The organism is Colwellia sp. D2M02, assembly GCF_018860755.1.
GTDB classification, from domain to species: Bacteria; Pseudomonadota; Gammaproteobacteria; order Enterobacterales; family Alteromonadaceae; genus Colwellia; species Colwellia asteriadis.
In genome coordinates this window covers 139622-166595 of record NZ_JAHKPW010000043.1, presented here as the reverse complement: position 1 = coordinate 166595, position 26974 = coordinate 139622, and the positions used below count along the sequence as shown (strand labels likewise).

The 26974-nt window shown below is 37.8% G+C and carries 22 protein-coding genes; 12 read left to right on the top strand and 10 right to left on the bottom strand.

Annotated features, from left to right (window positions below; all coding sequences use genetic code 11):
* Positions 1–116: 116 nt before the first annotated feature.
* From KO495_RS07350 to KO495_RS07325, 6 genes are all read left to right on the top strand, one after another.
* Complete coding sequence (locus KO495_RS07350; protein WP_215979750.1) at positions 117–575, top strand: isoprenylcysteine carboxylmethyltransferase family protein; 459 nt, start codon at positions 117–119, stop codon at positions 573–575.
* A gap of 113 nt (positions 576–688) precedes the next feature.
* Positions 689–931: a hypothetical protein gene (locus KO495_RS07345; RefSeq protein WP_215979749.1), complete on the top strand. Its 243-nt coding sequence runs from the start codon at positions 689–691 to the stop codon at positions 929–931.
* 113 nt (positions 932–1044) lie between these two features.
* The gene (locus KO495_RS07340) at positions 1045–2151 is read left to right on the top strand and encodes a serine hydrolase domain-containing protein (RefSeq protein ID WP_215979748.1); all 1107 of its coding nucleotides are present in this window, start codon (positions 1045–1047) and stop codon (positions 2149–2151) included.
* A 65-nt stretch (positions 2152–2216) separates the two neighbouring features.
* The gene (locus KO495_RS07335) at positions 2217–2963 is read left to right on the top strand and encodes an alpha/beta hydrolase (RefSeq protein ID WP_215979747.1); all 747 of its coding nucleotides are present in this window, start codon (positions 2217–2219) and stop codon (positions 2961–2963) included.
* A gap of 63 nt (positions 2964–3026) precedes the next feature.
* Positions 3027–3524: an ATP-binding protein gene (locus tag KO495_RS07330; RefSeq protein WP_215979746.1), complete on the top strand. Its 498-nt coding sequence runs from the start codon at positions 3027–3029 to the stop codon at positions 3522–3524.
* Between the two features lie 118 nt (positions 3525–3642).
* Positions 3643–5085 carry an amidohydrolase family protein gene (locus KO495_RS07325; RefSeq protein WP_252738852.1) on the top strand — a complete coding sequence of 481 codons (1443 nt, stop codon included), beginning with the start codon at positions 3643–3645 and terminating at the stop codon, positions 5083–5085.
* 290 nt (positions 5086–5375) lie between these two features.
* On the opposite strand, the gene KO495_RS07320 is transcribed toward KO495_RS07325, so the two are convergent.
* Positions 5376–6272, bottom strand: coding sequence for a dienelactone hydrolase family protein (locus tag KO495_RS07320; RefSeq protein WP_215979745.1), 897 nt, complete (start codon positions 6270–6272; stop codon positions 5376–5378).
* Between the two features lie 581 nt (positions 6273–6853).
* On the opposite strand from KO495_RS07320, the gene KO495_RS07315 reads away from it, so the two are divergent.
* Together KO495_RS07315 and KO495_RS07310 are read left to right on the top strand one after the other, a co-directional pair.
* Complete coding sequence (locus KO495_RS07315; protein WP_215979744.1) at positions 6854–7498, top strand: hypothetical protein; 645 nt, start codon at positions 6854–6856, stop codon at positions 7496–7498.
* Between the two features lie 209 nt (positions 7499–7707).
* Complete coding sequence (locus tag KO495_RS07310; RefSeq protein WP_252738851.1) at positions 7708–8382, top strand: hypothetical protein; 675 nt, start codon at positions 7708–7710, stop codon at positions 8380–8382.
* Positions 8383–8679: 297 nt separating this feature from the next.
* On the opposite strand, the gene KO495_RS07305 is transcribed toward KO495_RS07310, so the two are convergent.
* Entirely contained in the window at positions 8680–11013 is a 2334-nt protein-coding gene (locus KO495_RS07305; RefSeq protein WP_215979743.1) for a S9 family peptidase, read from the bottom strand.
* Between the two features lie 191 nt (positions 11014–11204).
* On the opposite strand from KO495_RS07305, the gene KO495_RS07300 reads away from it, so the two are divergent.
* The 3 genes from KO495_RS07300 to KO495_RS07290 all read left to right on the top strand — a co-directional run bounded on the left by KO495_RS07300 (position 11205) and on the right by KO495_RS07290 (position 13674).
* Entirely contained in the window at positions 11205–12125 is a 921-nt protein-coding gene (locus tag KO495_RS07300; protein ID WP_215979742.1) for an ABC transporter ATP-binding protein, read from the top strand.
* 2 nt (positions 12126–12127) lie between these two features.
* Complete coding sequence (locus tag KO495_RS07295; RefSeq protein ID WP_215979741.1) at positions 12128–12892, top strand: ABC transporter permease; 765 nt, start codon at positions 12128–12130, stop codon at positions 12890–12892.
* Positions 12893–12984: 92 nt separating this feature from the next.
* Complete coding sequence (locus tag KO495_RS07290; RefSeq protein ID WP_215979757.1) at positions 12985–13674, top strand: methyltransferase domain-containing protein; 690 nt, start codon at positions 12985–12987, stop codon at positions 13672–13674.
* Positions 13675–14551: 877 nt separating this feature from the next.
* Here the strand turns inward: KO495_RS07290 and KO495_RS07285 are convergent.
* From KO495_RS07285 to KO495_RS07275, 3 genes are all read right to left on the bottom strand, one after another.
* Positions 14552–15775 carry an HD-GYP domain-containing protein gene (locus tag KO495_RS07285; protein ID WP_215979740.1) on the bottom strand — a complete coding sequence of 408 codons (1224 nt, stop codon included), beginning with the start codon at positions 15773–15775 and terminating at the stop codon, positions 14552–14554.
* 241 nt (positions 15776–16016) lie between these two features.
* On the bottom strand, positions 16017–17336 hold the full coding sequence (locus tag KO495_RS07280) for an Ig-like domain-containing protein (protein WP_215979739.1): 1320 nt from the start codon (positions 17334–17336) through the stop codon (positions 16017–16019).
* Positions 17337–17393: 57 nt separating this feature from the next.
* Entirely contained in the window at positions 17394–18014 is a 621-nt protein-coding gene (locus KO495_RS07275; RefSeq protein WP_215979738.1) for a porin family protein, read from the bottom strand.
* Positions 18015–18172: 158 nt separating this feature from the next.
* Between KO495_RS07275 and panP the strand changes: the two genes are divergently transcribed.
* Positions 18173–19822, top strand: coding sequence for a pyridoxal-dependent aspartate 1-decarboxylase PanP (panP, locus tag KO495_RS07270; protein WP_215979737.1), 1650 nt, complete (start codon positions 18173–18175; stop codon positions 19820–19822).
* Between the two features lie 113 nt (positions 19823–19935).
* Here panP and speB read toward each other — a convergent pair whose 3' ends face one another.
* From speB to panC, 5 genes are all read right to left on the bottom strand, one after another.
* Positions 19936–20823, bottom strand: coding sequence for an agmatinase (gene speB / locus KO495_RS07265; protein WP_215979736.1), 888 nt, complete (start codon positions 20821–20823; stop codon positions 19936–19938).
* Positions 20824–20887: 64 nt separating this feature from the next.
* Positions 20888–22084 carry a carboxynorspermidine decarboxylase gene (nspC, locus tag KO495_RS07260; protein ID WP_215979735.1) on the bottom strand — a complete coding sequence of 399 codons (1197 nt, stop codon included), beginning with the start codon at positions 22082–22084 and terminating at the stop codon, positions 20888–20890.
* 177 nt (positions 22085–22261) lie between these two features.
* Positions 22262–23482: a saccharopine dehydrogenase family protein gene (locus KO495_RS07255; protein ID WP_215979734.1), complete on the bottom strand. Its 1221-nt coding sequence runs from the start codon at positions 23480–23482 to the stop codon at positions 22262–22264.
* 91 nt (positions 23483–23573) lie between these two features.
* Positions 23574–25661, bottom strand: coding sequence for a biosynthetic arginine decarboxylase (gene speA, locus KO495_RS07250; RefSeq protein WP_252738850.1), 2088 nt, complete (start codon positions 25659–25661; stop codon positions 23574–23576).
* 236 nt (positions 25662–25897) lie between these two features.
* Entirely contained in the window at positions 25898–26764 is an 867-nt protein-coding gene (panC, locus tag KO495_RS07245; protein WP_215979733.1) for a pantoate--beta-alanine ligase, read from the bottom strand.
* Positions 26765–26974: the final 210 nt, after the last annotated feature.

Sequence of the window (26974 nt, the reverse complement as noted above, 5' to 3'; positions counted from 1 at the left end):
GTGTATTATCCATACAAGTTGCTCAAACGGAAAAATAACAGTTGGCCATCACTTCGTGATTATAGCTAACCATTATTTTCCGCTTAGCAAGGCGTTATGTTTACAAGAGTAATTTCGTGAGTCTTGAACAAAAAATTCCCCCTGTAATTGTTACAACAACTTTTGCGGCATTGATGTATTTAATAGGTTTATTCTTCAATGTTTTTAACTTTACTTTGCCTTTCAGTACACAATTGTTATTTTTCTTTTTTGTCTTGGGTGTCGTTTTTACACTTTCGGGCGTAGCTTCATTTCAACAGCATAAAACAACAGTTAATCCCATGAATACTGAAAATGTGTCAACTCTCGTAACGTCAGGCGTATATAAGTACACTCGTAACCCAATGTATGTAGGCATGCTTATGACTTTATTGGGGTACTTCTTTTATTTAGCTAATCCTATTAACATGCTATTTATCGCGCTGTTTATTTGGTATATGAATAAATATCAAATAAAACCGGAAGAGGTGTTTTTAAGTTCTATATTCGGTGACGAGTATGCAGTGTATAAAGAAAGTGTTAGGCGGTGGCTGTAGTTGCTTAAAAGGACTAAAAAAAACAGTTGTTTTTTGCTCGTGCTTCGCTTATTTTAATCAACTATTTAAGCCTCTTAATAGGCGTTTAGGCGTTATGTTACTTAGGAAATTAAATGAATATAGGTGTTAAAAGTTTAGAAAAGAGAGAGTCAGAGTTTACACGTAAATTGGTATTCTTTGGAATTGTTGCCTTGTGTATTTTAATTGGTATTGGCTTTAGTCTTATTTTAACGAATCAACCAGCAGGCTCTTCCTCAGGTGCATTAATTAAAGTGCTAAGTTTTCTAATTCTACCTTTTGTGTTTTCTTTTTATATTCTAATTAAATATTACACAAAACTGTCGTGTAAAAAGTAACATAACAAACAAATCAAGCGGGACTAAAAACAGTTTGCTCGGTTTCGCTTCGCTACACATTTTAGTAATCTATTATGAGCCCTTAAATGAGCGTTGTACGCACAAGGAAAGTCATGATTAAATCTATTTTAATAATATCTGCGGTCGTTTTAGCCAATTTTGTTACTGCCGAAGAAATTACTGATGTGTCTGAGCTCATAAAGCACTTGGACGATGGCATACCGAAGATTTTAGATAAATACAAAGCTCCCGGTGTCGCACTTGCTTTCGTCAATGGAAATAGAATCGTTAAATTTCGCTCCTATGGTTTTGCTGACGTAGTAACCGAAGCGAAAATTACCCAAAGCACAATGTTTAACGTAGGATCTATTTCTAAGCTGGTTACTGCTTGGGGAGCAATGCAACTTGTAGCCCAAGGTAAAGTCGGTTTAGATGTGCCAATTAATCAATATCTCAAACGCTGGCAAATTCCTAATTCTGAGTTTAACGTAAAAAAAGTAACGTTAAGAAATATCCTATCTCACACTTCAGGCTTGTCGCTGGGACCATATGTAGGATGGGACTCTCCCGAAAAATTATCATCTATTGTTGATTCACTAAATGGTGATAACAATGGTGCTGGACCCGTTGAGCTTATCCATGCTCCCGATACAAAGTGGTCTTATTCTGGTGGTGGATATTCAGTGGTGCAACTTTTAATTGAAGATGTATCCGGCATGGCATTTGAAGACTATATGCAGCAAAACGTGTTCGAACCTCTACATATGAAGGATTCTACTTTCAATATTGCTGAAAAAGTAATTAATAAGTCGGCAACACCTTATGACGATACCGGCAGAGTAACTGGTATGGTGTACTTCAATGAAAAAGCAGCAGCAGGTTTACAAACAACGCCTATAGATTTAGCTCGCTTTAATATGGCAGTGTTGCGCAACAACGATGGGCATTATAATGGTTTAACGTTGTTGCCAGAAAAACTTATTAGTCTGATGATAGAGCCAGCTCCGAATACTAACGGGCGCTGGAGTATGAGCTATGTAATTGACGCAGAAAACAATAGCCTCGGCTTTGCGGGATTTAATCGAGGCTGGGTCTCGTTATCACGTTCTGTTACTGACCTGAACTTTGGTTATGTGATATTAAATAACAGTAGTATTGGCGCAGTTAATAACGAAATTGATAGCTTTATCCTTTCTACTGTTAAACAAAGGCACAATTAAGTGCATACAACAAAGCATTCAGCGGATAAACCGCTGAATGCGGGCGTTAGACTTTCAGGAGAGTTATGAGTTACCTAAAAGGAATCGTAATCATAGTTACGTGTTGGTTGAATACAGTAAATGCAGAAAGCATTTATGATGAAGCCAGAGATAGAACCATTCCAGTAGAAATTACTTTTCCTGTTGATATCAAGCTATGCTCTACTAACTTAAAGTGTCCAGTTGCTTTTTTAAGTGCTGGATATGGAGTGCCGCATACAAAATATACTTTTCTATCTAAGCAATTTAACCAACTTGGTTACCTCGTTATTGCAATAGGTCATGAGCTGCCAAGTGATCCAGCTTTATCCGTTTCAGGTAATTTATATGAAACGCGAAGTGAAAACTGGATACGCGGAGCAAAAACATTAGATTTCTTAAAGGGCTCTTTAAGTAAACGTTTTATTGAGTACAATTTTGAGCAGTTAACATTAATTGGTCACTCTAATGGCGGTGATATTTCAGCGTGGTTAGGTAATGAAGGCAAGAGTTATATTCAAAAAATTATAACGCTCGATCATAGGCGTGTTCCTTTACCTCGTAATAGTAATTTCCAAATATTATCTATTCGGGCTAGTGATTTTCCAGCTGATAAAGGTGTATTGCCAACAGAAGCAGAACAAGAAAAGTATGGAAGTTGCGTAGTGAATATTCCTAAGGCAAAACATAATGATATTGCTGACTTTGGTCCCGTGTGGTTAAAAGAAAATATTAACGTCTTAATAAGTAATTACTTAAACAGGTTGCCTTGTTCAAAGCTAATAAAAGCCTAACAAGTTAAATAAGGGCAAAAAGCAGTTTGTTTTTAATGAGGCGTTATGCGCCATGGAGGGTTGATGTCAAATAGTGGTACGTTGATTTATTTTTGTGGGAAAATGGGGGCAGGAAAGTCAACTGAGTCTAAAAAGGTTTCGGTAGTTCGTAATGCTGTTCTTATTTCTGAAGATGAGTGGTTGTCTAAACTTTATCCGGATCAAATTACATCTTTTGAAGACTATATTAAGTTTTCTGGTCAGCTAAGACCTCTGATAAAAGCTCATGTTCAAAGTATATTAAGGGCTGGTTCAAGTGTCGTTATGGATTTCCCCGCGAATACAAAAAAGCAAAGAGAGTGGTTTAAACTGTTATCATTGGAAGCAAAGTCGGAGTCTGAGCTTATTTATTTAAAAGTAAGCAATGAATTGTGCCTACAACAAATAGCACAAAGGAGAGTTGAGCAACCATCAAGAGCAGCGTTCGATACCGAGGAAATGTTTAATCAGGTAACCAAGTTTTTTGAAGAGCCTATTGAAAGTGAAGTAAAAAAACTAGTGGTAGTCGTAAAAAACGTATAATAAGTCGTTAAAGAAGGGCTGGTAACATTGGGTATTATCGTTCCTCATGAGTATAGCCAACAGCAATTTTACGCTTAAAACAGCGTTAACTATTTCATAAATCTAACATGGAAGTATCATGATTAAAGCATTATCACTCTCAATTTCATTGTTATCTTTTGCTTTATTAGCGCAGAACAAGATTCTAATTGAAAATGTCACTATCATTTCTCCTCATTTGCAAGCACCCAAAATACAGATGAATGTATTAATAAGTGATGGACGAATTACCGAAATAACGGATAAAGATGTTATATCCTACGATCTTAAAATAAATGGTTTGGGAAAATTCTTAACGCCTGGCCTTATGGATAGCCATGCGCATGTTTCGTCAATTCCTGGTATGGGGTTTGGTGTTGAACCTGTGGCTATTAAAAACCCAAAACTCGTAAAGGCTTATTTTGAACAACAACCAAGAAGCTTTTTATATTATGGAGTCACTCAAATACTTGATCCTAATCCGGGAGTAAGTTTCGACTATTTTACTTCGGCGCCTCATCACCCTGATTATTTTCGCTGTGAGGTATTAACATCAAAGAATACCTTTCCGTATGTAGAAAAAACAGATGCTCTATCAAGATCAATGTTCACTTATTTAATTGATGAAAGTGCAGAGGCAACCGCAGTAAATTCTGTCGAAAGTTTAGTTGGTAAAATTGCCAATTCAGGTGCTTCATGTATAAAAATTTATTTTGAAGACGGTTATGGTAACGCTAGTCAATGGCAAACATTTTCAACCAATACGCTAAAGCGAATTAAAATAGCGGCGGAAAAATTTAATTTACTTATAGTCGCCCACGCTAATGCCTTAGATATGCAACAATTAGCACTTGCCGCAGATGTTGATGTGATCGCTCATGGTATGTGGAATTGGGGGCAATATAATCGCGAGAAAGATATACCTAAGGAGATATCTAACACTCTGGATATAATGATTAATAACAAAGTAGGCTATATGCCTACACAAAGAGTGATTGCTGGCTTAGGTGAAGTAATGCTACCTGCTATTGTTAATTCTCCTGAGTTTTTATCTATTACGCCGAAGTCACTTATTGATTGGTATAAAACCACTGAAGCGCAATGGTTCAAGGAGGAACTTCGAATTGGTTTTGATGGAATGCCAGATCAATCAATTTCAGCTGCATTCTTATATGGGCGAATAGGAAAAGGTAATAAAGTTATTCAATACCTAAGAAGCTCTAACCTTCCTATTTTATTGGCTTCAGACTTTCCTGGCAGCCCTAGTTTTGCTAACCAACCTGGGCTAACAACCTATCAAGAAATGAAAGCTATGGTTACCGCAGGGCTATCGCTTGAAGAAGTATTGGCGGCAGCAACGATTAATAATGCTAAACAATTCAGAATTGATAAAGATTATGGCACTGTAGAAGTTGGCAAAATTGCTAACCTTCTATTGCTCGAAAGTAATCCTTTAGACGCTATAGAGTCGTGGGATAGTATAGAAACGATTATTCTGCATGGCAGCCCTATAGCGAGAGAGAATTTGGTGGTCAATAAATAGCTAACAACCTGTTAAAAATATAAAAGTTAGCCTGTGAGCCAGAGGTTGAAATAGAAAATATTACTCAATCATAAAATGATGGTTCGTGGGTGTGAGGAACAATAATCGTAATATACAGGTTGCTCGAGAGGAAGATAATCGTTGGCTTTGTTTTTGTTATCAAAGCGCTCTAGAGGTAAAGGCGGAAAATAAGCTGGTAATGTATGTAGGTAATTATCAGCTTAACCTGAAGTGAACATAAAGCTCTAAAACAACACTCTAAAGCCATGCAAGCTAGTTATAAATACTTATTAGGTGTTATTCAGTACTAGCTTTTTGTTAAAAAATGCTAGCGATCTTGACCACGCTAACTCGGCATTTTCTTTATCATATCGCCCTGTTGAGTCGTTATGGAAACCGTGTTTGGCATTGGTGTACATATGCATTACATACTCAACATTATTTGCTTTTAAGTCAGCTTCATATTCAGCCCAAGAAGCATTTACTCGTTCATCTAGCTCGCCTAATTGAATCATTAACGGTGCTTTAATGTTTTTTCTTAAGGCTTTTGTTGCCGGTGTGCCATAAAAAGGAACGCCAGCATCAATGAGGTTACTGTCAATGGCTGCTAAATAGTTAACAATGTATCCGCCAAAACAAAAGCCAATGGCACCTAACTTACCATTTGAACGTGGGTGAGACTTTAAAAAATTGGCCGCAGCAACAAAGTCGTTTTGAATTTTGTCTTTATCTAATGTTTTTTGCATTGCTCGACCTTCGTCGTCATTGCCTGGGTATCCGCCTAACGGAAATAAGGCGTCAGGCGCAAAAGCAATAAAGCCAGCTTTAGCTAATCGACGAGCCACATCTTTAACATAAGGGTTTAAGCCTCGGTTTTCATGAATAACTAAGACTACAGGCATATTATTAGTACTATTGTTAGGTGTAACTAAATAGCCTCTACCTTCGCCGTGCCCTTGTGGAGACGGAAAATTTTCGTAGCTCGCCTTGATATCAGAGTCGTTAAATGAAACTTGCTCTGCTAAGGCATAATTAGGGAGCAATGCAGAGGTTAACACCGACATAGAATAACCAAGAGCAACTAAACCCGTTAGCTTTTTCATAAAGGTTCGTCGGTCCATGCCGCCATGTGCGTATTCATCGTACCAATCGAACGCTTCTTCTGGAATATTTGTATTATTTGGCATGTTTTATCCTATGTTGAGTTACTACGGTCATTTAAAGCTTTAGTGACAGAACCTAGTCAATAAATATGCGGTAACATTGAAAATATTGCAAAAAAACTTCAATTACTGCTCTACCTGAAAGTGCAGATGGGCTTGGGAAGTAAGTTTTTTTATTGGGATAGGTGGGACATATGACGTAGGGACAGAGAAAAAGTGGATAGTTTCGAAAAGGCTGGGGAATAGGTCATATGGACTAAGGAAGCCTACTTAAAGGGGCTTTATTTTAGTCTTGGGCTGAGAACATTATGCACGAAGGTTCGTTAGCTCAACAGAGTCAACGCTGCTTGAATTGAAAATAAACAAGCGCTCATAAAAAACTTACCATAGTCTGAGCATACATTGAATTAAGGATAGGTGAGCTTAATAGGTTATTGATGCTATCTGGTTGTTAAGTTTACTCAAGAATTATGGAATAGGTTTTAAAAACTTCTCCTTGATCGACTAAAAGTGCCTAAATTGAATTTTAGTATTTAAGTGACTAATAAATTGAGTTTTTTTATGGGCTTATGTATGATTATCCTTTTTAATAAAAGGAGTTTGAAGTGAAAAAAATTTTAATGCTAGGCATGTTTTTCTTTATATCGATAAAGGCTCATGCAGGAGTGATTGAGGTAACACAAAATGGATTTAATGCTGACTATTCCGAAAGCTTCGAATCGCTTTTCGGCCTCTACCATCCATATCAAAGTGAAAAGATTTTTGATAATAAAGCAACTATAACTGGAGATAACGAGTGGATAGATGACCACTTCCTTTCAATGGCTAGTGGAGGCTGGGATGTTGAAACAATAAATAATGGTGTCGTTAGGCAATTAGCTAATGATGGGCTGAAATATGTAGCTATTGGCGGCTTAGGGTTTGTCAATATAGCTTTTGATGTAGATGTTTTTAGTTTCGGTGGTTTTTTTTCTAATGGCCATGTTAACCAACCATCAATATTTGATTTTTATGATCATCACAATATGTTAATAGATTCATTTCTTATAGATTTACCTTCTCAGTTTGGGGAGATGAATTGGGCTGGTTTTGATTCCGATGTTTCTATTGGCTCTGTAAGAATAAGCGGTATAGATACAACGATTGATAATTTAATGATTAGCACTGCCACCCAAGTATCAGAGCCAAAAACTATATACCTATTTTTTACTTTAGCAGCTTTATTGTTAGTTAGAAAAATAAGCTTTTAGTATCAATATACATTAAAGAGAGTGAACAGGTTATTACTTATACAAGGGGACTTTTGTTTTTAATAACCTGGCTGTTTATTCTGCCTTGGTCTTTTTAGTAATTAGTTTTATCATTATTGAATTAACCTTACTTTTAACCAATATTGCCCAATAAAGTCACAAGTGTCTTAATTAGCTATTATTTCCTTACGGGTAAAGGTTGTACGCTTATGATGGAACATTCTTTTTATTTATTTAGTCGCCGTCAGAAAATAATGTTTTATCTCAAGCTAGTAAGCTTGTTTATATTGATTAATGTTTTTATTGGAGCTTTATTGTTCTTCTGTGGTTTGTCAGGATTTAGTCTGCTTTTTTTGGCTATTTCCTTAACAGTTTTTGCTCCTTTTGTGGATGTTCCTAGCGGAATGAAAAATGGTAGTTTGCTTTATTACTCGCCTTTACTGATTGCTGAGAAGATGAAAAATAATCAATTAGTATTACACAGCGGTAGTTTATTTGATTATTATTTTGCTCTTGATTTTACAAGTACAGCACAAGAGCGTAAAAGGCGGGTTTTTATTGCGAATATTAAGGGGTTATTAGCGCTTATTGCACAGTATGAACAGCAAAATAGCACCAATATTAGAATTAAAGTGACGAGTTATATAATAAACCCACGCACCGCTAACAAACTTGGTTTACAGCGCCAAAAGACAGATTTTATCCAGTTGTTCATCTTATATTTTAACTTTGTTAATTTAACGTGCGCTATGTCTTTATTAAAAGGGAAATTTACACTACCTAATTTGAAACAAGTTTACACTTTTGAGGGTGAACTCGATGTATTAATCGCGAATAAAGCTTATTTACAAGGTTTGCAGAAACGATTATTAAAAACTGCTTGAAGGTATACCTTTGCAACTGTTATGCATAAAAATCTCATAGTTTAATCGCAACTTGAGCATTAAGGTTAGGATAAAACACACTCAGTAAAATAGCTACTAGAGAAACATTTGTTAAGCCGAGCTCAGGTTATGTAGCTAAAAACAGAGTTTATACACTTATATTGTCGCTTTGCTCACTTAATGAGTTGATTCATTTATCGTCATCTAAAAAAGGGTAACTCGTTAAACACGGGTTACCCTTTTATTTGTATATCTTTATTGCTACTAGCGTAAATTCAAGCCAATAATGTTAGCCAATTACTCAGTTAATAAATTATCTTTAAAAAATTGAGTTTTCATCGTTTTGTAATGCAATGTTGTCCCTTTACCTTCACGAATACTGTGACTACGATTTGGGTATGACATAAACTCAAATTGCTTGTTATGTTTTACTAACTCGTTAATTAAACGCTCGCTACCTTGGTAGTGTACGTTGTCATCGCCTGTGCCATGAATTAGTAATAGTTGCCCTTGTAAGTTTTTTGCGTGGGTAATTGGTGAGCCTTGTTTGTAGCCTTCAGCGTAGTCAGGTAATAAGCCAGAATAGCGCTCTTGGTAGATGGTATCGTACAGCAGTTGGTCAGCAACGGGGGCAGACGAAATACCTACATGGTATTGCTCTGGGTATCTAAATAACATGTTTAGTGTCATGGAGCCGCCACCTGAATGCCCCCAAATACCCACGTGGTTGGTATCAATATATGGCCAACGCTTTGCCATGGCTTTTAAGGCATCGCTTTGATCGCGTGATGATAAAATTCCCACTGCGCCATAAATTGATTTACGCCATGCTTGCCCTTTAGGTGCGCGGGTACCACGGTTATCAACTGAGGCGACAATAAAGCCTTGCTCGGTTAAGTATTGGTCCCACATAAAGGCATTACCGCGCCATTTGTCTTGTACGGTTTGTCCCCAAGCTTCACCGTAGACATAAAAAATGATGGGGTATTTTTTGTTTGGGTCAAAATCAGCAGGGCGGGTAATGTAACCATCAAGTACGATACCGTCTTGTGCTTCAACTTGAAAAAACTCCGTTGCTGCTAAGTTCATTGTCGCTAACTTAGTATTAAGCACTTCATTAGTCATTAAAATATGCTTTTGCTGATGCTGGCTTTTATTTTCAGCCGAAATTTGCACTAAGTATTTACTGGTAGGTTTGCTAAAGCTTGAGTGTGAATGAATTGCCCAACTACCATTACTTGCCATTTGGTATTGGTTGTAACCGTCAAAGCCTTCAGGAGTTATTAACTGATTGCTAATGCTACCATCAAGTTTACTACGGTATAAGTAGCGCTGACTGACATTTTCAGGTGAGGCAATAAAGTAAATCCAACCATTGGCCTCATCAAGAGCTTTAATTTCAGTGATGTCAAAGTCGCCATTAGTTAAGTTGATAACATGTTTGCCGCTACGTGAAATACGATATAGATGACGCCACCCGCTACGTTCACTTGTCCAAATAAAGCTATTACCGTTTTCTAACCAACGAGCGTCATCAAAAAAGTCTAAAAAGTTTTCTTCTTGCTCTGTCATTAACAACGAGACTTTACCGCTATTAGCATTAGCCAGATAAAGTTTGTTGGTGTCTTGTTTGCGATTGACATGTTGAACTAAAATTTCTTCACTATTACCCGACCAGTTCATGCGAGGTATGTACATGTTGCGTGAGTTGTTTGGCAGTTTAGTCCAAACGGTTTTTTGGCTGCTTACGTCAACAATACCTATGTTAGCTAAGGCGTTTTCTTCTCCTACTTTAGGGTAGGGGAATTTAGTTAGCGTTGGGTATAGGCTGTCAGTATTGTTGATCATAATAAAGTCTTTACTACCGCTAGTATCTAGCTGCCAGTACGCGATTTTTTTACCATCAGGGCTCCAACGAAAACCATCACGAATTAAAAACTCTTCTTCATATACCCAGTCAAACAGGCCATTGATAATACCATTGCCGGCGCTATTGGTTAGTTGTGTAATGTGAAGCGTTTTTAGGTTTTGTAGGTAAATATTGTTGTTATAAACGTAAGCAACTTGAGTAGCGTCAGGTGAGAATTTAGCAAACATTAATTGGCTGCTTTCAGTGCTATCGCCTAGCTTAGTTAAGGTTTTAGTTTTAACGTTGTATAACCAGTAATCACCACGGCTATTTGAGCGCCACACCTTTTTACTGTTAGTGTAAATCAGTAGCTTAGTTTTATCGTCTGAGTAGTGGTAGTTATCAATCACTAAGGCTTGCTCAAAACCTTGTGGTGTCAGTTGCTTAGCGCTAACTAATACTTCACGCGCTAGCGTTGTTGGGTCGTAGCTAACAATTTCATTACCTAAGTTTTTTTCTTCATCATTAGCAGCTTGTTCAATGGCAAGGTAGGCACTACCATCAGCTAACCAGCGAATTTGACCGATGCGATCCGACTTAAATTGTTTTTCTTGATAAATGCTGGCGATAGTTAATGACGAACTATCTACCGTATTAGTGGTTTTTTCTGTACTGTTATCAGTAGTTTGGCATGCAATTAACGGTAACGTTAATAAAGCACCTAAAATAAGTTGTGCTAACTTATTTACCTTGCGCTTTTTAAATGAATAATTAGCTAACATGAGTTGTCCTGAAGATAATATTGAACAATCATTGTAGATATAGCCTTATGCCGACACAAGAAAAAGTCGGTAGATAACCCTTTTTCATGGTTCAATGAAAAATACTGTGTTGATTAGTTGTTGAAAAAAAGATTAGTGCCACCATATCTATTAGTTCAGTTTTATTACCCATCAAGTGGATTGGAAACCCTATGACATATGCATTAGAGATTAGCGGGCTCGCAAAAACCTATAAAGGGGGCTTTGAGGCGTTAAAAGGCATTGAGTTAACCGTAAAACAAGGTGATTTTTTTGCTTTGTTAGGCCCAAATGGTGCTGGTAAGTCGACCACTATTGGTGTGATCACTTCACTTGTTAATAAAACCGCAGGTACAGTAAAGGTATTTGGTTATGATATTGATAGCGATTTAGAAAAAGCAAAAAGCTTTATTGGTTTAGTACCGCAAGAATTTAACTTTAACCAGTTTGAACCCTTAATGCAGATTTTGGTGAACCAAGCCGGTTATTATGGCGTACCCAGAAAAACGGCAATGGAGCGTGCAGAAAAATACCTGAAGCAACTTGAGCTTTGGGATAAGCGCAATGTGCAAGCTAAGTCATTATCGGGTGGTATGAAGCGTCGTTTAATGATTGTTCGTGCGTTAATGCATGAGCCGAAAATGTTGATTTTAGATGAACCAACCGCTGGTGTTGATATTGAAATTCGCCGCGGTATGTGGGACTTCTTGAAAGTATTAAACGAGCAAGGTATTACCATTATTTTAACAACTCACTATTTAGAAGAAGCGGAAAATCTGTGCCGTAATATCGCGATTATTGATGGCGGAAAAATAGTTGAAAACACCAGTATGAAAGGTTTGCTCGCGCAACTTGATAGTGAAACCTTTGTCCTTGATTTATCTCCGACCAATCAACAAATCACACTTAGTGATGTTGGTTATAGTGTTATTGACGAGCACACCTTAGAAGTTGAACTTCATAAGGCTCAAACCTTAAATAGTGTCTTTGAGCAGTTATCAAACCAAGGGGTGCAAGTGCTAAGTATGCGTAATAAAAGTAATCGTTTAGAAGCGCTATTTGTTAACTTAATTGAAAAGAATGCAGGCCAATAATTATGAATAACTCTATTGCCTTAAAAAGTATCTTAACCAAAGAAGTTCAGCGCTTTATGCGTATTTGGGTGCAAACATTAGTGCCTCCCGCCATTACTATTAGCTTATATTTCGTCATTTTTGGCTCGCTAATTGGTTCACGTATTGGTGAAATGGGTGGCTTTGACTATATGTCGTTCATTGTCCCTGGCCTTATTATGATGAGTGTTATTACGAACTCTTACTCTAATGTGTCGTCATCATTTTTCAGTGCTAAATGGCAGCGTAATGTTGAAGAAATGCTCGTTGCCCCCGTACCTAACTGGGTGATTGTTGCTGGTTATGTGGGTGGCGGTATGTGCCGTGGCTTATTGGTTGGCTTGATTGTTACCTTAGTGTCATTATTCTTTGTTGATGTGCAAATTCATAATGTTTGGGTAATTATTGCAACCGTTTTATTAACTTCGGCGACCTTTGCATTGGGCGGCTTGATTAATGCCATTTTTGCCGGCAGCTTTGATGATATTTCGATTATTCCTACGTTTGTATTAACGCCATTAACTTACCTTGGCGGTGTTTTCTATTCAATAACCTTATTGCCTGAGTTTTGGCAAGGGGTATCGCAAGCTAACCCGATAGTTTACATGGTTAATGCCTTTCGTTACGGTTTTTTAGGGGTATCCGATGTCAGTTTGGTGACTGCATTTAGCGTAATTGGAATATTTATTATCGTGTTATTTACCGTGGCTATGACTTTAATTAATAAAGGTATTGGCCTGAGAAGTTAAGCTTGTAGATGCAAACATATAACGGGCTACTTACCTAGAAAAGATCATTGCGTTATTGATTTAAAAATAATGAAGGAAATAAAATGAACAACATGCCTACGGGTGATTCAAAAGCGATTATTACTAATCAACCCGGCATTCATGAAAAGCTTAATGAGGTTGTTGAAAAGCATTTATCACACCCATTTAAAAAACCTTACCAAATGCATACTGAACAAGCGTTTAATGAGGTTGATCAGGCAGTACAAGCTTTTCTTAGTGAAAACCCTCAAGGTGGGGTTATTTTAGATGCTTGCTGTGGCGTTGGTCAAAGTACGCGTATCTTGGCAAAGAAAAATCCACAGGCGTTAGTGATTGGTGTTGATAAGTCGGCGCATCGCATTAATCGTAATGTCGAAGGTTTTGAAGAGTTAGAAGAGCAGGGTAACTTTCATTTGGTTCGTGCCGATTTAAATGACTTTTATCGCTTAGTCAAAGCCGCCAATTGGCCCGTGACTAAGCACTATATTTTATACCCAAATCCGTGGCCAAAAGCTAAACACTTACAGCGTCGCTGGCACGGTAGTGCGGTGTTTCCACAAATGACCAGTATTGGTCAGCAGCTTATTTTACGCAGTAATTGGCGTTTGTATTTAGAAGAGTTTCAACAAGCGGCTGGCCTAGTGAATTTCCGCGGCAATATAGAAGCGCTACCGGTTGATGTAAAAAATGCCTTAACCCCGTTTGAAGCTAAATACCAAGCAAGTCAGCAAGTGTGTTATCAGCTTTTATTAGTACGCTAATATACTCGCTAATGGTAAATAAGAGTCTTTAATAATACTTTAACGACTCTTTACTGAAATTGAGAGAGTTAACTCCATTATTAGCGATTTTATTTGCATCTAGATGAAGTTGATGCGTTATTATCACCACTATTTAGTGAAATTTACTATACACTCGTAGTTTCGTTTTATACTTCATTGTCTTTATTGACCGCTACTACTCCACCAAGATAAAGGTTAAATTTCCTTAAATGCCTCGCTGCCACTGATGTTATTGGTAACTCAGGTAATCTAATTATTTCAAGCAGACTGTTTTTTACTTTTGGTATAGCCCTTGCTAATTATCGTTAAATAACTTGAACTTGGTTTAAGGGATATTTAAGAAATTGAAATATCCGCACCAATTATTTTTCTGAATCGTTAGCTTGATAGTTTTTCTTCTTTTCATATGATCAGCAAGGAAAATTTCGTGTCAATAGGGAGCTATTGCAAGTGAACTTAGCTAAGAAGAATAGTTGCTAGAGAAACATTTGTTAAGCCGAGATCAGGTTAAATACTTATTAAAGTTAACTTAATAGGTAATTAAACTGATTAGTAGTATCAAGGATGCACCATGATAAAAATTAAACGTAAAGTACTCGCTTTAGCATTGTCATTATTGGCGTTATTTCAAGCAGGCCTAATTTATGTGGCTTCGTTGCTCTAAGTAACCTGAGCTTAAAATAATAAATTTATCTCAAGCTGATATTACTTATCAATAATCGCGTTGGAGTCATTTGCAATAGACTCGCTATTGGCGCATAAAACGGTCTTGCTTATACTAGAAAATTTCTAGTTAGAGAAGGAAGCTTGAATTATTGTCTTTTAATATTAGTATGTTATTAAAATAATAAGGGCCTTATTCTATAAAAGCCCGTTTAAAAAAGCGTAACAGGTTAATATTGAACTCTTCAGGTCTGATGCAGCAGTCAATTTGATCTTGATGTTTGTCATGGATTAAATCAATTTCTTCCATGGCGATAGCTTGGTTTAATCTAGTATTATAAAAAACCCGTACGAAAGGTTGTAGTGGTTTGCTTTTATTTAACTTGCTTATCAAACCTAGTTTACCGCTTGTCAATTTTACCAAAGTACCAATAGGGTATATACCTAAACAATTTACAAATTGCTCAACCAATTCGTTATCATAACTGGTTGGAGATTCCTTCATTAATATTTTAAACGCTTTGATAGGGTGCATACCTGCTTTATAGACACGCTCGGCTGTCATAGCATCATAACTGTCAACAATTGCTATCATACGACCAAATTGGCTTATTTGTGGCTCAGTTAACTGCTGAGGGTAACCTGTACCATCTAAGCGTTCATGATGTTGTTTGACAACACTTAAGACTAGCTCAGGTAAGTCAGGACAATCTTGTAGGACTTGCATGCCTAATGTTACATGGCTTTTTATTATTTCATACTCAGGGGGAGTCAGTTTGCCGGGTTTATGTAACACTTCTGGTGGAATTAAGACTTTACCAACATCATGCAAGAAAGCGCCTAAGGCGAGTTGTTCTATTAATTCGCGGTCAAGCTTTAAATATTTAGCAAAGATACTCATTAAAATAGAAACATTAAGCGAATGCTCTACTAAGTATTCATCTTTAATACGTAACCGAGACATACAGGCGAGCGCATCTTGGTTTCTAAAGATGGAGTCTACAATAGCGTCGGTTGCTTCTTTTGCTTCACTAATATTTATGCTTCTGCTTTCAGTGAGATTGTTAAGAATTTTATGTTGCAACGTTTTGGCATTGTCATAGAGCGTACTAGCACTTTTCATTTCTTGATCTAATGAAACCGATGTAGGCTTTTCTTGTGCCGATGGCTCTGGTTCATTATCAATATCAGGTAATATTTTATCTATTTTTTCGGCTTGCTTTTGTTTATTAGGGTCAATGGTTAGGTGGGTAATACCGGCTTGAACCATTTTCTGAATACCTTCTTGGCTTCTTATATAGCCTTCAGTTTTAACATTAACGCTTTTATTTTTACTGGTGATAGATAAAACATACATGCCTGGTTTAAGGTCAGTAATGGCTATTTTTTGGGTTGAAGGTACAGCATCATTGGTCATAAGGTTTACCGTATTAGAATAAAAATGAAATCACCAGAGTACGAAAGTGGTTGATAAAAAAGTAAAGCTTATAAGCAGTATAGACTACGAAAATTATCGAGTGAAAATTAATGTTTAAAATGAAAAATTGTACTTAGAAAAACAAAAAAGCGACCTTTAAGGTCGCTGTTAATATATGAGTAGTATTAATTTTAATCGCTAGTCACTTTAATAATACTCTGTTATTTCTATGTTGCTATTTCTATTCAGCTACTTCTATATTGATACGTACACTCGCTTCATTGTTATCATAAGCTGCTGAAATAACGACAGTACCAGTAGTGTTTTTGTTGGCTGTTATTTTATAATTGGCAGTATCGGTTCCAGTTTCTACTAGCTCAACATTAATGAGGTTGTTTTCGGTGCCACCATCTATAAGCCATTGAGCAAATTCAGTAACATTTAATGTACTCGGTGTACTTGTGTAATTAGCACTTAGGGTTAACGTAATTGAGTCATCTAGCCCTACGGTTAACTCATCTTCACCTTCATTAATCTGCAAGCCTTCTATATCTGCTTCGCCTTTAATTTCAATAGTTGCTGAGCCTAGTTTACCGCCACAACTGCCTTGAACTTGAACTACACCAGGTTGCAATGCGAATAATGTTCCTTTGTTGTCACCTGTTTCGGTAAGCCCAACCCGTGTATTATTTGTTATTGTCCAACTAACACTGTTGTCGATATCAAAGGTATCCTCAGATACTTCAGCTAATAATGTTGCTTGTGCATTCACTTGTAAACGTTCACCAACGTTCATTGTTATACGTTCAATTGGCTCCTCATCAAGAACCACACTGATATTGCTTAAATTATTTGGATCTGCTGTAACGACTAATGTGCTCGTAACATTATTGGCCATACTGGCTCTAATAATGGAGTCCTCAGTCGTTGCGGCAGAGGTAAAAATATCTCCCTCATCATTAATAATAGCGGTACTGTTATCATCGACACTAAAACTGACGCCACGAGTAGTGTTTAATGACTGGTAGCCGTCTTGGTAGGTTATATCACCGGTAATTCTTGCATCTATGCACGTATTGATGCTACCAACCTCAGGAGAAACTTGCTTTAAGACAATATTCTCAGGAGCCTCATCACTTACTGACACGCTTACATCTCTAGCAATGTCATTAATGGTTTTTGCTGTTATAACAACAATGCCTTGATTTTCTTCGGTGTTTTTAATTGCCGTTACCAAACCTGTTTTTTCATTAACAGTAGCAATACTTTCATCACCAGAGCTCCAAATTAGTTCTGTGGTGATGTCACGGATTTCTCCTTTACTGTCTGTCCCCATTGCCGTTAATTGATGAGTATCACCTTTTGTTAGACGAGTTTGCCCACCAGAAACTTCAAATTTTTCAATAATAGTACCATTTTGGCGTTGGGCTTCTAATTTGACCGCTTTGGCTAGGTTTTCAGAGTCGCCATCAGAGCCACAACCCGATAATAGCGTAACGCAGATAAGTAATGGACCGATATAGGCGTAAGATACGCTTGTTAAATTTTTAATGTTTTGCATAGTAAATAAATGGCCTTCATTGGCTAAGAAGTTGGTTTGACATGCTAGGGGTATATGTTAAAACTGGTAGGTTAAACCTAAAGCAATACCGGTAATTTCAAGGTCGCTGTCTTTGTATAGAGACTGATAGCCTAGTCTGATTTGCGTATTATCTAAATAAGGTAGTTGTTGTACAAGGGATACGCCCCATGAGAAGCCACTGTATTCTTCAGTGCCATTATAAGTTTCTGCAGGGCCGGTAACTGCTAGATCATTCATAGCATAGCCTAGCGAGACATCAAAACGAAAGCCCTGCATAGTATCTGATTGAAAAACAACATATAACGCTTTGCTTTCTTCTAAATCAAACTCCATTCGGTAGATGTTATCTGTGTTGGTGGATAATAAGTACTGTGCTTCAAAGGCAATATTATTATTACTGACCCCCGCTCTTAAGCCCGCTATTGAAGGTTTAGCGTTTTCACCGCCAATATCAATGTCGGTCAGCATGTAATCAATACCAATATAAGGAGAATCAGCCAATGCTTTATTGGTTATGGCAAGTAATGAAATGCCGAGAAAAGTTACTAAAAGAGGGAATCTATTCATATAATGACAATATTGCTCGTACTTTAATGGAACTTGATGATATACAGTGTCTTTATGAGCGTCAAGTAAGTGCGTAACAGTGGTGAGCATCTTGCTGTATTCATCATAGTCACTAAAAAAAGAAGACTTTTAACTGATTTTTTATTAAAGTGCGATGCTTTGTACACTCAATTAAACAATGATAGCTTACTCGTGATTAAGCTAGCCTAGCTAGCGCGGTATAATTAGGTAAGTAAAAGTGAACCATTATGAAAGCCACTAAACGTATTGCAGATGCCACACAAGAGTCTTTACATCGGATTTTTACCGTAGCTGAAGCACCTGATTCAACCTTAGGGTTAATTGAGCAGGAAATGTCGCAAAACTTGGTTGGCTTTTTAAATAATCATATTGTTGCCAGTGAGAATGCTTTAACTGATATTGAACAAGACTTTATTGATGCACAAATTCCTGAGCAACCGGCGTTTGTATCAGACCATATGAGTCACTTACTTGATAAGTTAGTTTCTCAATCAGTTCATACCTCTAGCCCTAGCTTTGTTGGTCATATGACCTCAGCTTTACCCTCTTTTATTTTACCATTATCTAAGTTAATGGTTGGATTAAATCAAAATCTCGTTAAAGTAGAAACGTCTAAAGCATTTACACCGTTAGAACGCCAAGTATTAGGCATGATGCATAACTTGGTTTATCAAGAAACAAGTGACTTTTACCAAAACTGGATGCATAGCGCTCAACACTCACTTGGTGCTTTTTGTTCGGGCGGTACAGTAGCTAATATTACCGCGTTGTGGGTTGCTCGTAACAAATTATTAAAAGCGGATGGTGACTTTAAGGGAGTTGCTCGTAGTGGCTTATTTGCGGCTTTGCAGCATTATGGTTACCAAGGTTTGGCTATTTTGGTCTCAGAGCGTGGTCATTATTCACTGAAAAAATCAGCCGATATTTTAGGTCTCGGTCAAGACAGTGTTATTGCCATTCCTACGGATGAAAATAATAAAATAGATTGTGTTAAGTTGGCGCAAAAGTGTGATGAATTAGCGGCACAAAATATTAAAGTGCTTTCTATTGTTGGTGTAGCGGGTACTACTGAAACGGGTAATATTGACCCGCTTAATGCAATGGCTGATATTGCCGAGCAGCATCAATGTCATTTTCACGTTGATGCCGCATGGGGTGGAGCTACCTTATTATCAAACAAATACCGTCCATTACTTGCTGGCGTTGAACGTGCCGACTCAGTAACCATAGATGCTCATAAACAAATGTATGTTCCTATGGGCGCTGGGTTAGTTATTTTTAAAGACCCTTCATCGGTTGCGGCTATTGAACACCATGCTGAATATATTCTTCGTAAAGGCTCAAAAGATTTAGGTAGCCATACCCTTGAAGGATCACGCCCTGGTATGGCGATGTTAGTTTACTCTAGCTTACATATTATTAGTCGGCCCGGTTATGAAATGTTAATTAACCAAGCGATAGAAAAAGCAGAATACTTTGCGGATATTATTAACCAGCACCCAGATTTTGAATTAATAACCAAGCCTGAGTTATGTTTATTAACCTATCGTTATGCGCCTAAATCAGTACAAGAGTTATTGGCAAACCAGGGCAAAAATAATGATGTGGCAGGTCAGCAACATATCAATTTATTACTTGGAAAACTAACCAAGTTTATTCAAAAACGTCAGCGTGAAGACGGAAAGTCTTTTGTTTCGCGAACGCGTATTGAAGTAGGGCATTATAACGGTGAAAAAGTTATTGTTTTTAGAGTGGTTTTAGCTAACCCGCTCACGACCAAAGAAATTTTACAAGATATTCTCGTCGAGCAAAGTAAACTTGCTTTAGAGAGTGAGCAATTTTTACCTGAATTACTTGCTGCGGCTAACACTAAATAGCTCCAGTTAAGCTATAAAAAAAGCGACATAGTGTTGAACACTAATGTCGCTTTTTTATGGCTTATAACTCTGCGCTTAAGTCAGGTTTAAGCTAAGTTAAATTAAGCCTCAGGTTATTTAATTTTACTGCTGTTACGCTCAACAATACCCATCATTTTATAAGTCAGTAATGAAGCGGCAAAGTCATAGGCATGAAAGTCTTTGATTGGCGCAAACTCCATAATATCAAAACCGATAATAGTGCGCTGCTTAGCAACAGACTCAAACAAATTTAAAGTTTGATACCAGCCTAAGCCTCCCGGCACTGGTGTTCCTGTTGAAGGGAACACTGAAGGGTCCATACCATCAATATCTAAGGTGAAAAATACTTTTTCAGGGAAGTCGTCAGGTAACGTAATACTTTGAATGTTATTAGGGACTAACTCTTCACCGTCTTGAAAGTGCACACCATGTTGTTCACGGATTTGCATTTCTTCTTCACAAAAAGCGCGAATACCTAATTGATATAATGGAATACCTAAATCAACAACGCGTTTCATTACAGAGGCGTGGCTAAGCTTGTCACCTTCGTAGGCTTCACGTAAATCAGCGTGAGCATCAATTTGCACAACACCAAAGTCGTCATAACCCGCATCACGAAAGCCTTTAATAACGCCGTAAGTGACGGTATGTTCGCCACCAAAAACAATTGGCATACCACCATTATCAAGAATTAACTTGGTTGCTTTGGCAATATTATCTATGACTTGCTCTGCAGATACATTGCAATCTATTGCAGGGTGAGTATAAATTCCATGCTGGCATGGCTTGCTTTTACCGTCCCACTCTTCGAGTTGCCAAGACGCTTGTAAAATAGCTGAAGGCCCTTGTGCAGTGCCACCACCATAAGAAACACTTTTTTCAAATGGTACGGGCAAGACATGAAAAAAGGCATTATTTATTTCAGGCTGTTCTATTTCAGAGCCTAAAAATATTGGGTAATCGTCATGAGGTTCGGTCATGGTATATCTCTATGTGGTATTTTAACGATAGTGTTTAAACTATAGTAGAGTAGTTAAATGGCCATTAAGACAAACGTTGTTTAAAGTCGTCATACGTAAATTGCTTCACTAGGGTTAATTCATCTGTTTGTGAATTCCAAAGCGCAATCGCTGGTAATTTAGTGCCATTAAAGGTACTTGTTTTTACCATAGTGTAATGCGCCATATCTTCAAAAACGATACGTTGGCCTATTGTTAATGGCTCTACAAAGCTGTAATCATTAATAATGTCGCCGGCCAAACACGTTAAACCGCCAAAGCGATAGTTATGGATAAACTCGTTTACCTCGCCTGAGTTAGTAATATCAGGGCGGTACGGCATTTCTAAGGTATCAGGCATATGACAAGTGGCTGACGTATCTAAAATAGCGTGATAGTCATGCTCGCTTTGAGCTTTTTTCTCAAATATATCGAGTACTTCAGCGCACAATATGCCACTACCAATAGCAATAGCTTCACCAGGCTCTAAGTAAACTTGTACTTGATGTTGCGCTGAAAAGCTCTTAATACGCTCAATTAATGCGTCTACTTGGTAGTCTGGTGCGGTAATGTGATGTCCACCACCAAAATTAACCCATTGCATTTGTGTCAGCAGATGAGAAAATTTGTTTTCAACAGCATTTAAGGTTCTATTAAGTTCAGCAAAACCTTGTTCGCATAAGGTATGAAAGTGCAAGCCACTAATACCGGTTAAGTCGATATCAGCTAATTGGTAAAGTTTAATACCTAAACGAGAGCCTTCGGCGCAAGGGTCGTATAGTGGTACGCTTCCCTCTGAATGCTCAGGGTTTATCCGTAAACCAAAATGCAGCGATGGTCGTTCAATTTGAGCTTGTAAACATAGCGGTTTGAAACGTTGCCATTGACTAACACTGTTAAAAACAATGTGATCAGCGAAGGTTAATAATTCTTTTACATCGGCTTCACTAAACGCTGCGCTGTAGACATGTACTTCTGATTTTTTATCACCGTAGCGATATTCATCAAAACCAAGCTTAGCTTCATGTAAACCACTGGCGCAAATACCATCTAAATAACTTGCGGTTAACGGGCCTAATTGCCACATAGAAAAAGCTTTAAGCGCGGCAAGCACTTTAGCACCACTGGCGCTAGCAACATGATTAAGTATGGTTAAGTTACGTTCAATAGCGACTTGGTCAACTACAAAACATGGTGACGGTAAACGTTGTAGGTCAAGCTTAGTAAAATCGGTAAATTGCATGAAGTGGTTACCCTTGCAAATGCCCAAGCCGAATGGCTTGTTTGAGCTGTCTGTACCCATAGTTATGAGTCAGATAATAAATGCGGTTTATTATCAGCTAAGCTGTTAATAAACCGCGTTAGTGGGGCTGTTGAGCATTAATTATGTGATGCTAATGCGTTTCAATCCCGTTACTTTTTATAATGAAAAATCATCTAATTCGATAACTTTCCACGGTAAACCGTGTTCATTCATATCAGCCATAAATGAGTCAGGATCAAATTGTTCTATGTTCCATACGCCAGGTTTTAGCCATTTACCTTCAAGCATTTGCTTAGCGCCAATCATCGCTGGTACACCTGTGGTGTATGAAATTGCTTGTGAGTTAACCTCTTTATAACAAGCTTGGTGATCACAAATATTATAAAGGTAAACGACTTTTTCTTTACCGTCTTTAATACCGCGTACTACAACACCAATACAAGTTTTGCCCACAGTACGAGGACCTAATGATGATGGATCAGGTAATAACTTGGCTAATAATTGAATTGGCACAATTTGTTGACCGTTATAGTCAATTGGCTCAATGCCTGTCATGCCAACATTACCTAGTACTTCTAAATGCTTTAAGTAATTGTCAGAGAAACTCATCCAAAACTGTGCGCGTTTTAGGCTTGGGAAGTGCTTTGTTAATGACTCAAGCTCTTCGTGATACATACGGTAAATATTGTAAGTACCAACTGACTCAGGACAAGTGAAGCTTGCTTTTTTCGACATAGCATCGGTTGTAACAAACTCACCGTTTTCCCAATGACGACATTCAGCGGTTACTTCACGAATGTTAATTTCAGGGTTGAAATTAGTCGCAAACGGGTAGCCATGATCACCACCGTTAACATCAATAATGTCTAACTCATGAATTTCATCAAAGTAGTGTTTTGCTACGTAAGCGGTGAACACATTGGTTGCGCCGGGATCGAAACCACTACCAAGTAGTGCGGTAAGACCTGCTTGCTCAAATTTTTCTTGGTAAGCCCACTGCCATTTGTATTCAAACTTAGCGGTGTCTAATGGCTCATAGTTAGCTGTATCCATGTAGTGAACACCGGCTTCTAAACAGGCATCCATAATGGTTAAGTCTTGGTACGGCAGGGCAACGTTAATGACTAACTGTGGTTGTTCTTTTTTGAGTAAAGCAACAAGCTCAGGTACGTTGTCTGCATCAACTTGTGCGGTGCGAATCACTTGACCTGTTTTTTCTTTGACTTGCTCAGCAATGGCAATACATTTTGCTTCAGTACGGCTTGCTAATAATATGTCGCTAAAAAGTTCAGCTACTTGCGCACACTTTTGTGCAACAACACCACCAACGCCACCGGCACCGATAATGATCACTTTTGAAGGGGTTAATTGAGACATGGTTTTTCCTGTATTTTACATTGTTCGTTGTTTATTAATGGTTGCAATGAGCCATTGTTTTTTAACGGCTCATTACGATTTTTACGCTTAATTAGTTAACTTGCTCACGCTCAAAATAGGTGTAACCTTGTAAACTTTCTTTAAACGCTTTTAGTATTTCTTGACGTTGCGCTACGGTTATTTTTTGTTCTTTAACCGCTTGTTCCGCTTTGCGTCTAAATTGCTCTAACATTTGTTTTGGCTCGTATTCAACGTAGCTTAGTACATCTGAAATACTGTCGCCATGAAACTCACGAACAAAATCAAAGCTACCATCGCCATTGAGTCTGACACTTACTACATTGGTATCTCCAAATAGATTATGTAAATCGCCTAAGGTTTCTTGATAAGCGCCAACTAAAAAAACACCTACGTAATATTCTTCGTTTTTATTAAGCTTATGTAACGGCAATGTATTACGAATTCCATCAGGTGAAATAAAACGGTCAATTTTTCCGTCACAATCACAGGTAATGTCAGCAATAATTGCTTCACGGTCAGGTTGCTCATTAAGGCGATGAATAGGCATTACAGGAAAAACCTGATCTATCGCCCAAATATCGGGTAATGATTGAAACAAGCTAAAGTTACCGTAATAAATATCAGACAATAACTCTGGTAGTTTCTCCAGCTCTGGCGGTATACGTTCAATTGTTTTCAGTATATGGCTTATTTTTTCTAATATAGCCAAGGTAATATTATCGCCTAGAGCTCTTTCATGTAAGTTCACTTGACCACGTCTAAACAATTCGCGAATTTCATCACGATAATAGATAGCGTCGTTATAGCACTCTTGAAAGTTTTTATTAGTGGTGTTACCTAACACCGCAAATAAATTATGCAATAGTTCGTGAGCGTCATCAGCTAAAGTCGCAGGTAATGCTTGCGGCTCATGATTACGAACATCCAAAATATTGAATAGCAATAAAGATGAATAAGCGACCGTTGCACGACCCGACTCTGTGACAATCGTTGGGTGAGCAATATCTAACGGATCCAAACTTTCAATAATAGTTTCAACAATATTGGCACAGTATTCATCAAGCTTGTAGTTCATGCTATGCGTGCTATTTGAGCTAGCCCCTTCATAGTCAACGGCTAAACCACCACCTAAATCAAGGTAGCCCATAGGCGCACCTTCGTTTATTAATTCGCTATAAAAACGACAAGCTTCGAGCACGCCATTACGAATGTTGCGAATGTTAGGAATTTGCGAACCTAAGTGGCAGTGCAATAATTGCAAGCAATCTAACATGTTAGCCGCTTTTAATTGTTCGACTACCTCCAGCAAACTATTGGTAGATAAACCAAAAATAGAGCGATCACCGCTGTCTTCATTCCAATGCCCATCTACAACAACCGATGACTTTATTCGTACACCAATTAGCGGCTTAATATTTAACGATCGGCTGCGCTCAAGAATAATCGGTAACTCTGCTGGCGTTTCAAGAACAAAAAAGCACGAGATGCCCATTTGATTAGCATATAAGCCTAAGTCAATAAACTCAGAGTCTTTATAACCATTACATACAATTAAGCTGTCTTGATTAGGACTTTCGTGATTACGTAATTGTGATAAGGCAATAATCAATTCCGCTTTAGAGCCTGCTTCTAAACCATGGTTAAAGCGACGACCAAAGTCGGCTATTTCTTCAATAACATGGCATTGTTGGTTTACTTTAATAGGGAAAACACCACGGTAATTACCTTGGTATTCAGCCGCTGTGATGGCGCGCAAAAAAGCTTCGTTAAGCTCTTTAATACGTTGATCCAACAGGTTTTCAATGCGTAAAATCGCAGGCATTTCTAAGCCACGCTCTTTCATGCCTTGAACGATATCAACTAACGATACACTGGTGTTGTTTAGCGTTGTCGTGTCAGTACTTTGATTGGCGCTAGTCGGGTTATTAACATGCACTTCACCATTGTCAGCAATACTAAAATAGCCAACACCCCATTGATCAATACTATAAAGATCAGCGCTATCTTGTACGCTCCAATCTTCATTGTTCGTTGTAACGGTTGATGTGTCAGGTGTATTACTTACCATAGTGTTTGAACCATTGCTTGACGCACTCTCTTGCTTTTCCGCATTTATTAGAGGGTTTTGTGCCGCAGTAGTTAAAGGACGTTTACTCATAGGATTTATCTAGGCTGAAGTGATATTAACTAGAGGATACTAGTTATGTGTATCGTTTAAAAGTTTGGCGATTATAGCAATAAAATTTTGCGTGGCAATCTTTTAATAAAAAATATTTTATCAACCTAATCGCGGCAAATTTGCCGATGTTTACCGCAATTAACTTGTTGTTTTATGAACTTTATTTTGAGAGCTTCGTACAAGGTGAAGTAGTCACAGAGTAAGCGATAACTCCATTAATCTAAATTTAATTGTAAATTATCAATTAATCTCGCTTTACCACAGTGAGCAGCAGCAAGAATTACCAGCTGTTTATCATCTTCACTGGCGGGCTGTAATGTTTGTGCATGGCAAACATGAATATAGTCGGTGTGCATACCTGTGCTATTAATTGCGTTGGCGGTTTTTTTTGTTAGACCAATAAAATCAATACTGTCACTATTAGCATGGCTGGCTTTTATTGCTTGCGCTAGCCATTGTAAATTTTGTTGTAATGCGGGGGCGATTGCTTTTTCGTCAGGAGTTAAATAACCATTACGTGAGCTTAAAGCGAGGCCGCTTTCTTCGCGAATAGTATCAACAGGTATGATGGTGATAGGCATTGATAAGTCTTCAACCATAGTGGTGATCACTTGTACTTGCTGATAATCTTTTAAACCAAAACAGGCAACATCAGGCTGTACTAAGTTAAATAACTTACAAACAATCGTTGCTACACCACGAAAATGACCTGGGCGACTCTCTCCACAATATCCGTCAGATACATTAGGTACCTCAACGTAGCTTTGTTTGGCTAACCCTTTAGGATAAATCATGTCGGGGGTTGGCGTAAATAATAAGTCGGTGCCAGCAACAACCAACTTAGCTTTATCTTCTTCCATGGTTCTTGGGTAGCTATCAATATCTTCATTAGCGCCAAATTGCATCGGATTAACAAAAATACTGGCAACAATTTTATCGGCATGTTGATGAGCATGCGTTATCAAAGAAATATGACCCGCGTGTAAGTTACCCATTGTTGGTACAAAGGCAATGGTTAGCCCTTGTTGTCGCCATTGGCTAATTTGGTTACGTAGTTCATTAATATGAGTAACTGTTTTCATAGGTATTTATTCGGACTCGGTTAGTTCAATGCTGTTGGTTAATGGTTATTCAGTAGTTTTGAGTATATAACTTAACTTGATATCGGTTTAACAAATGTTTCTCTAGTAGCTATTTTTCTTAACTTCTTCGTTAAATTTACTTGCAATAGGTCAGCTATTGACGCGAAATTTGCCTTGCTTGTCATATGAAAAAAAGAAAAACTATCAAGC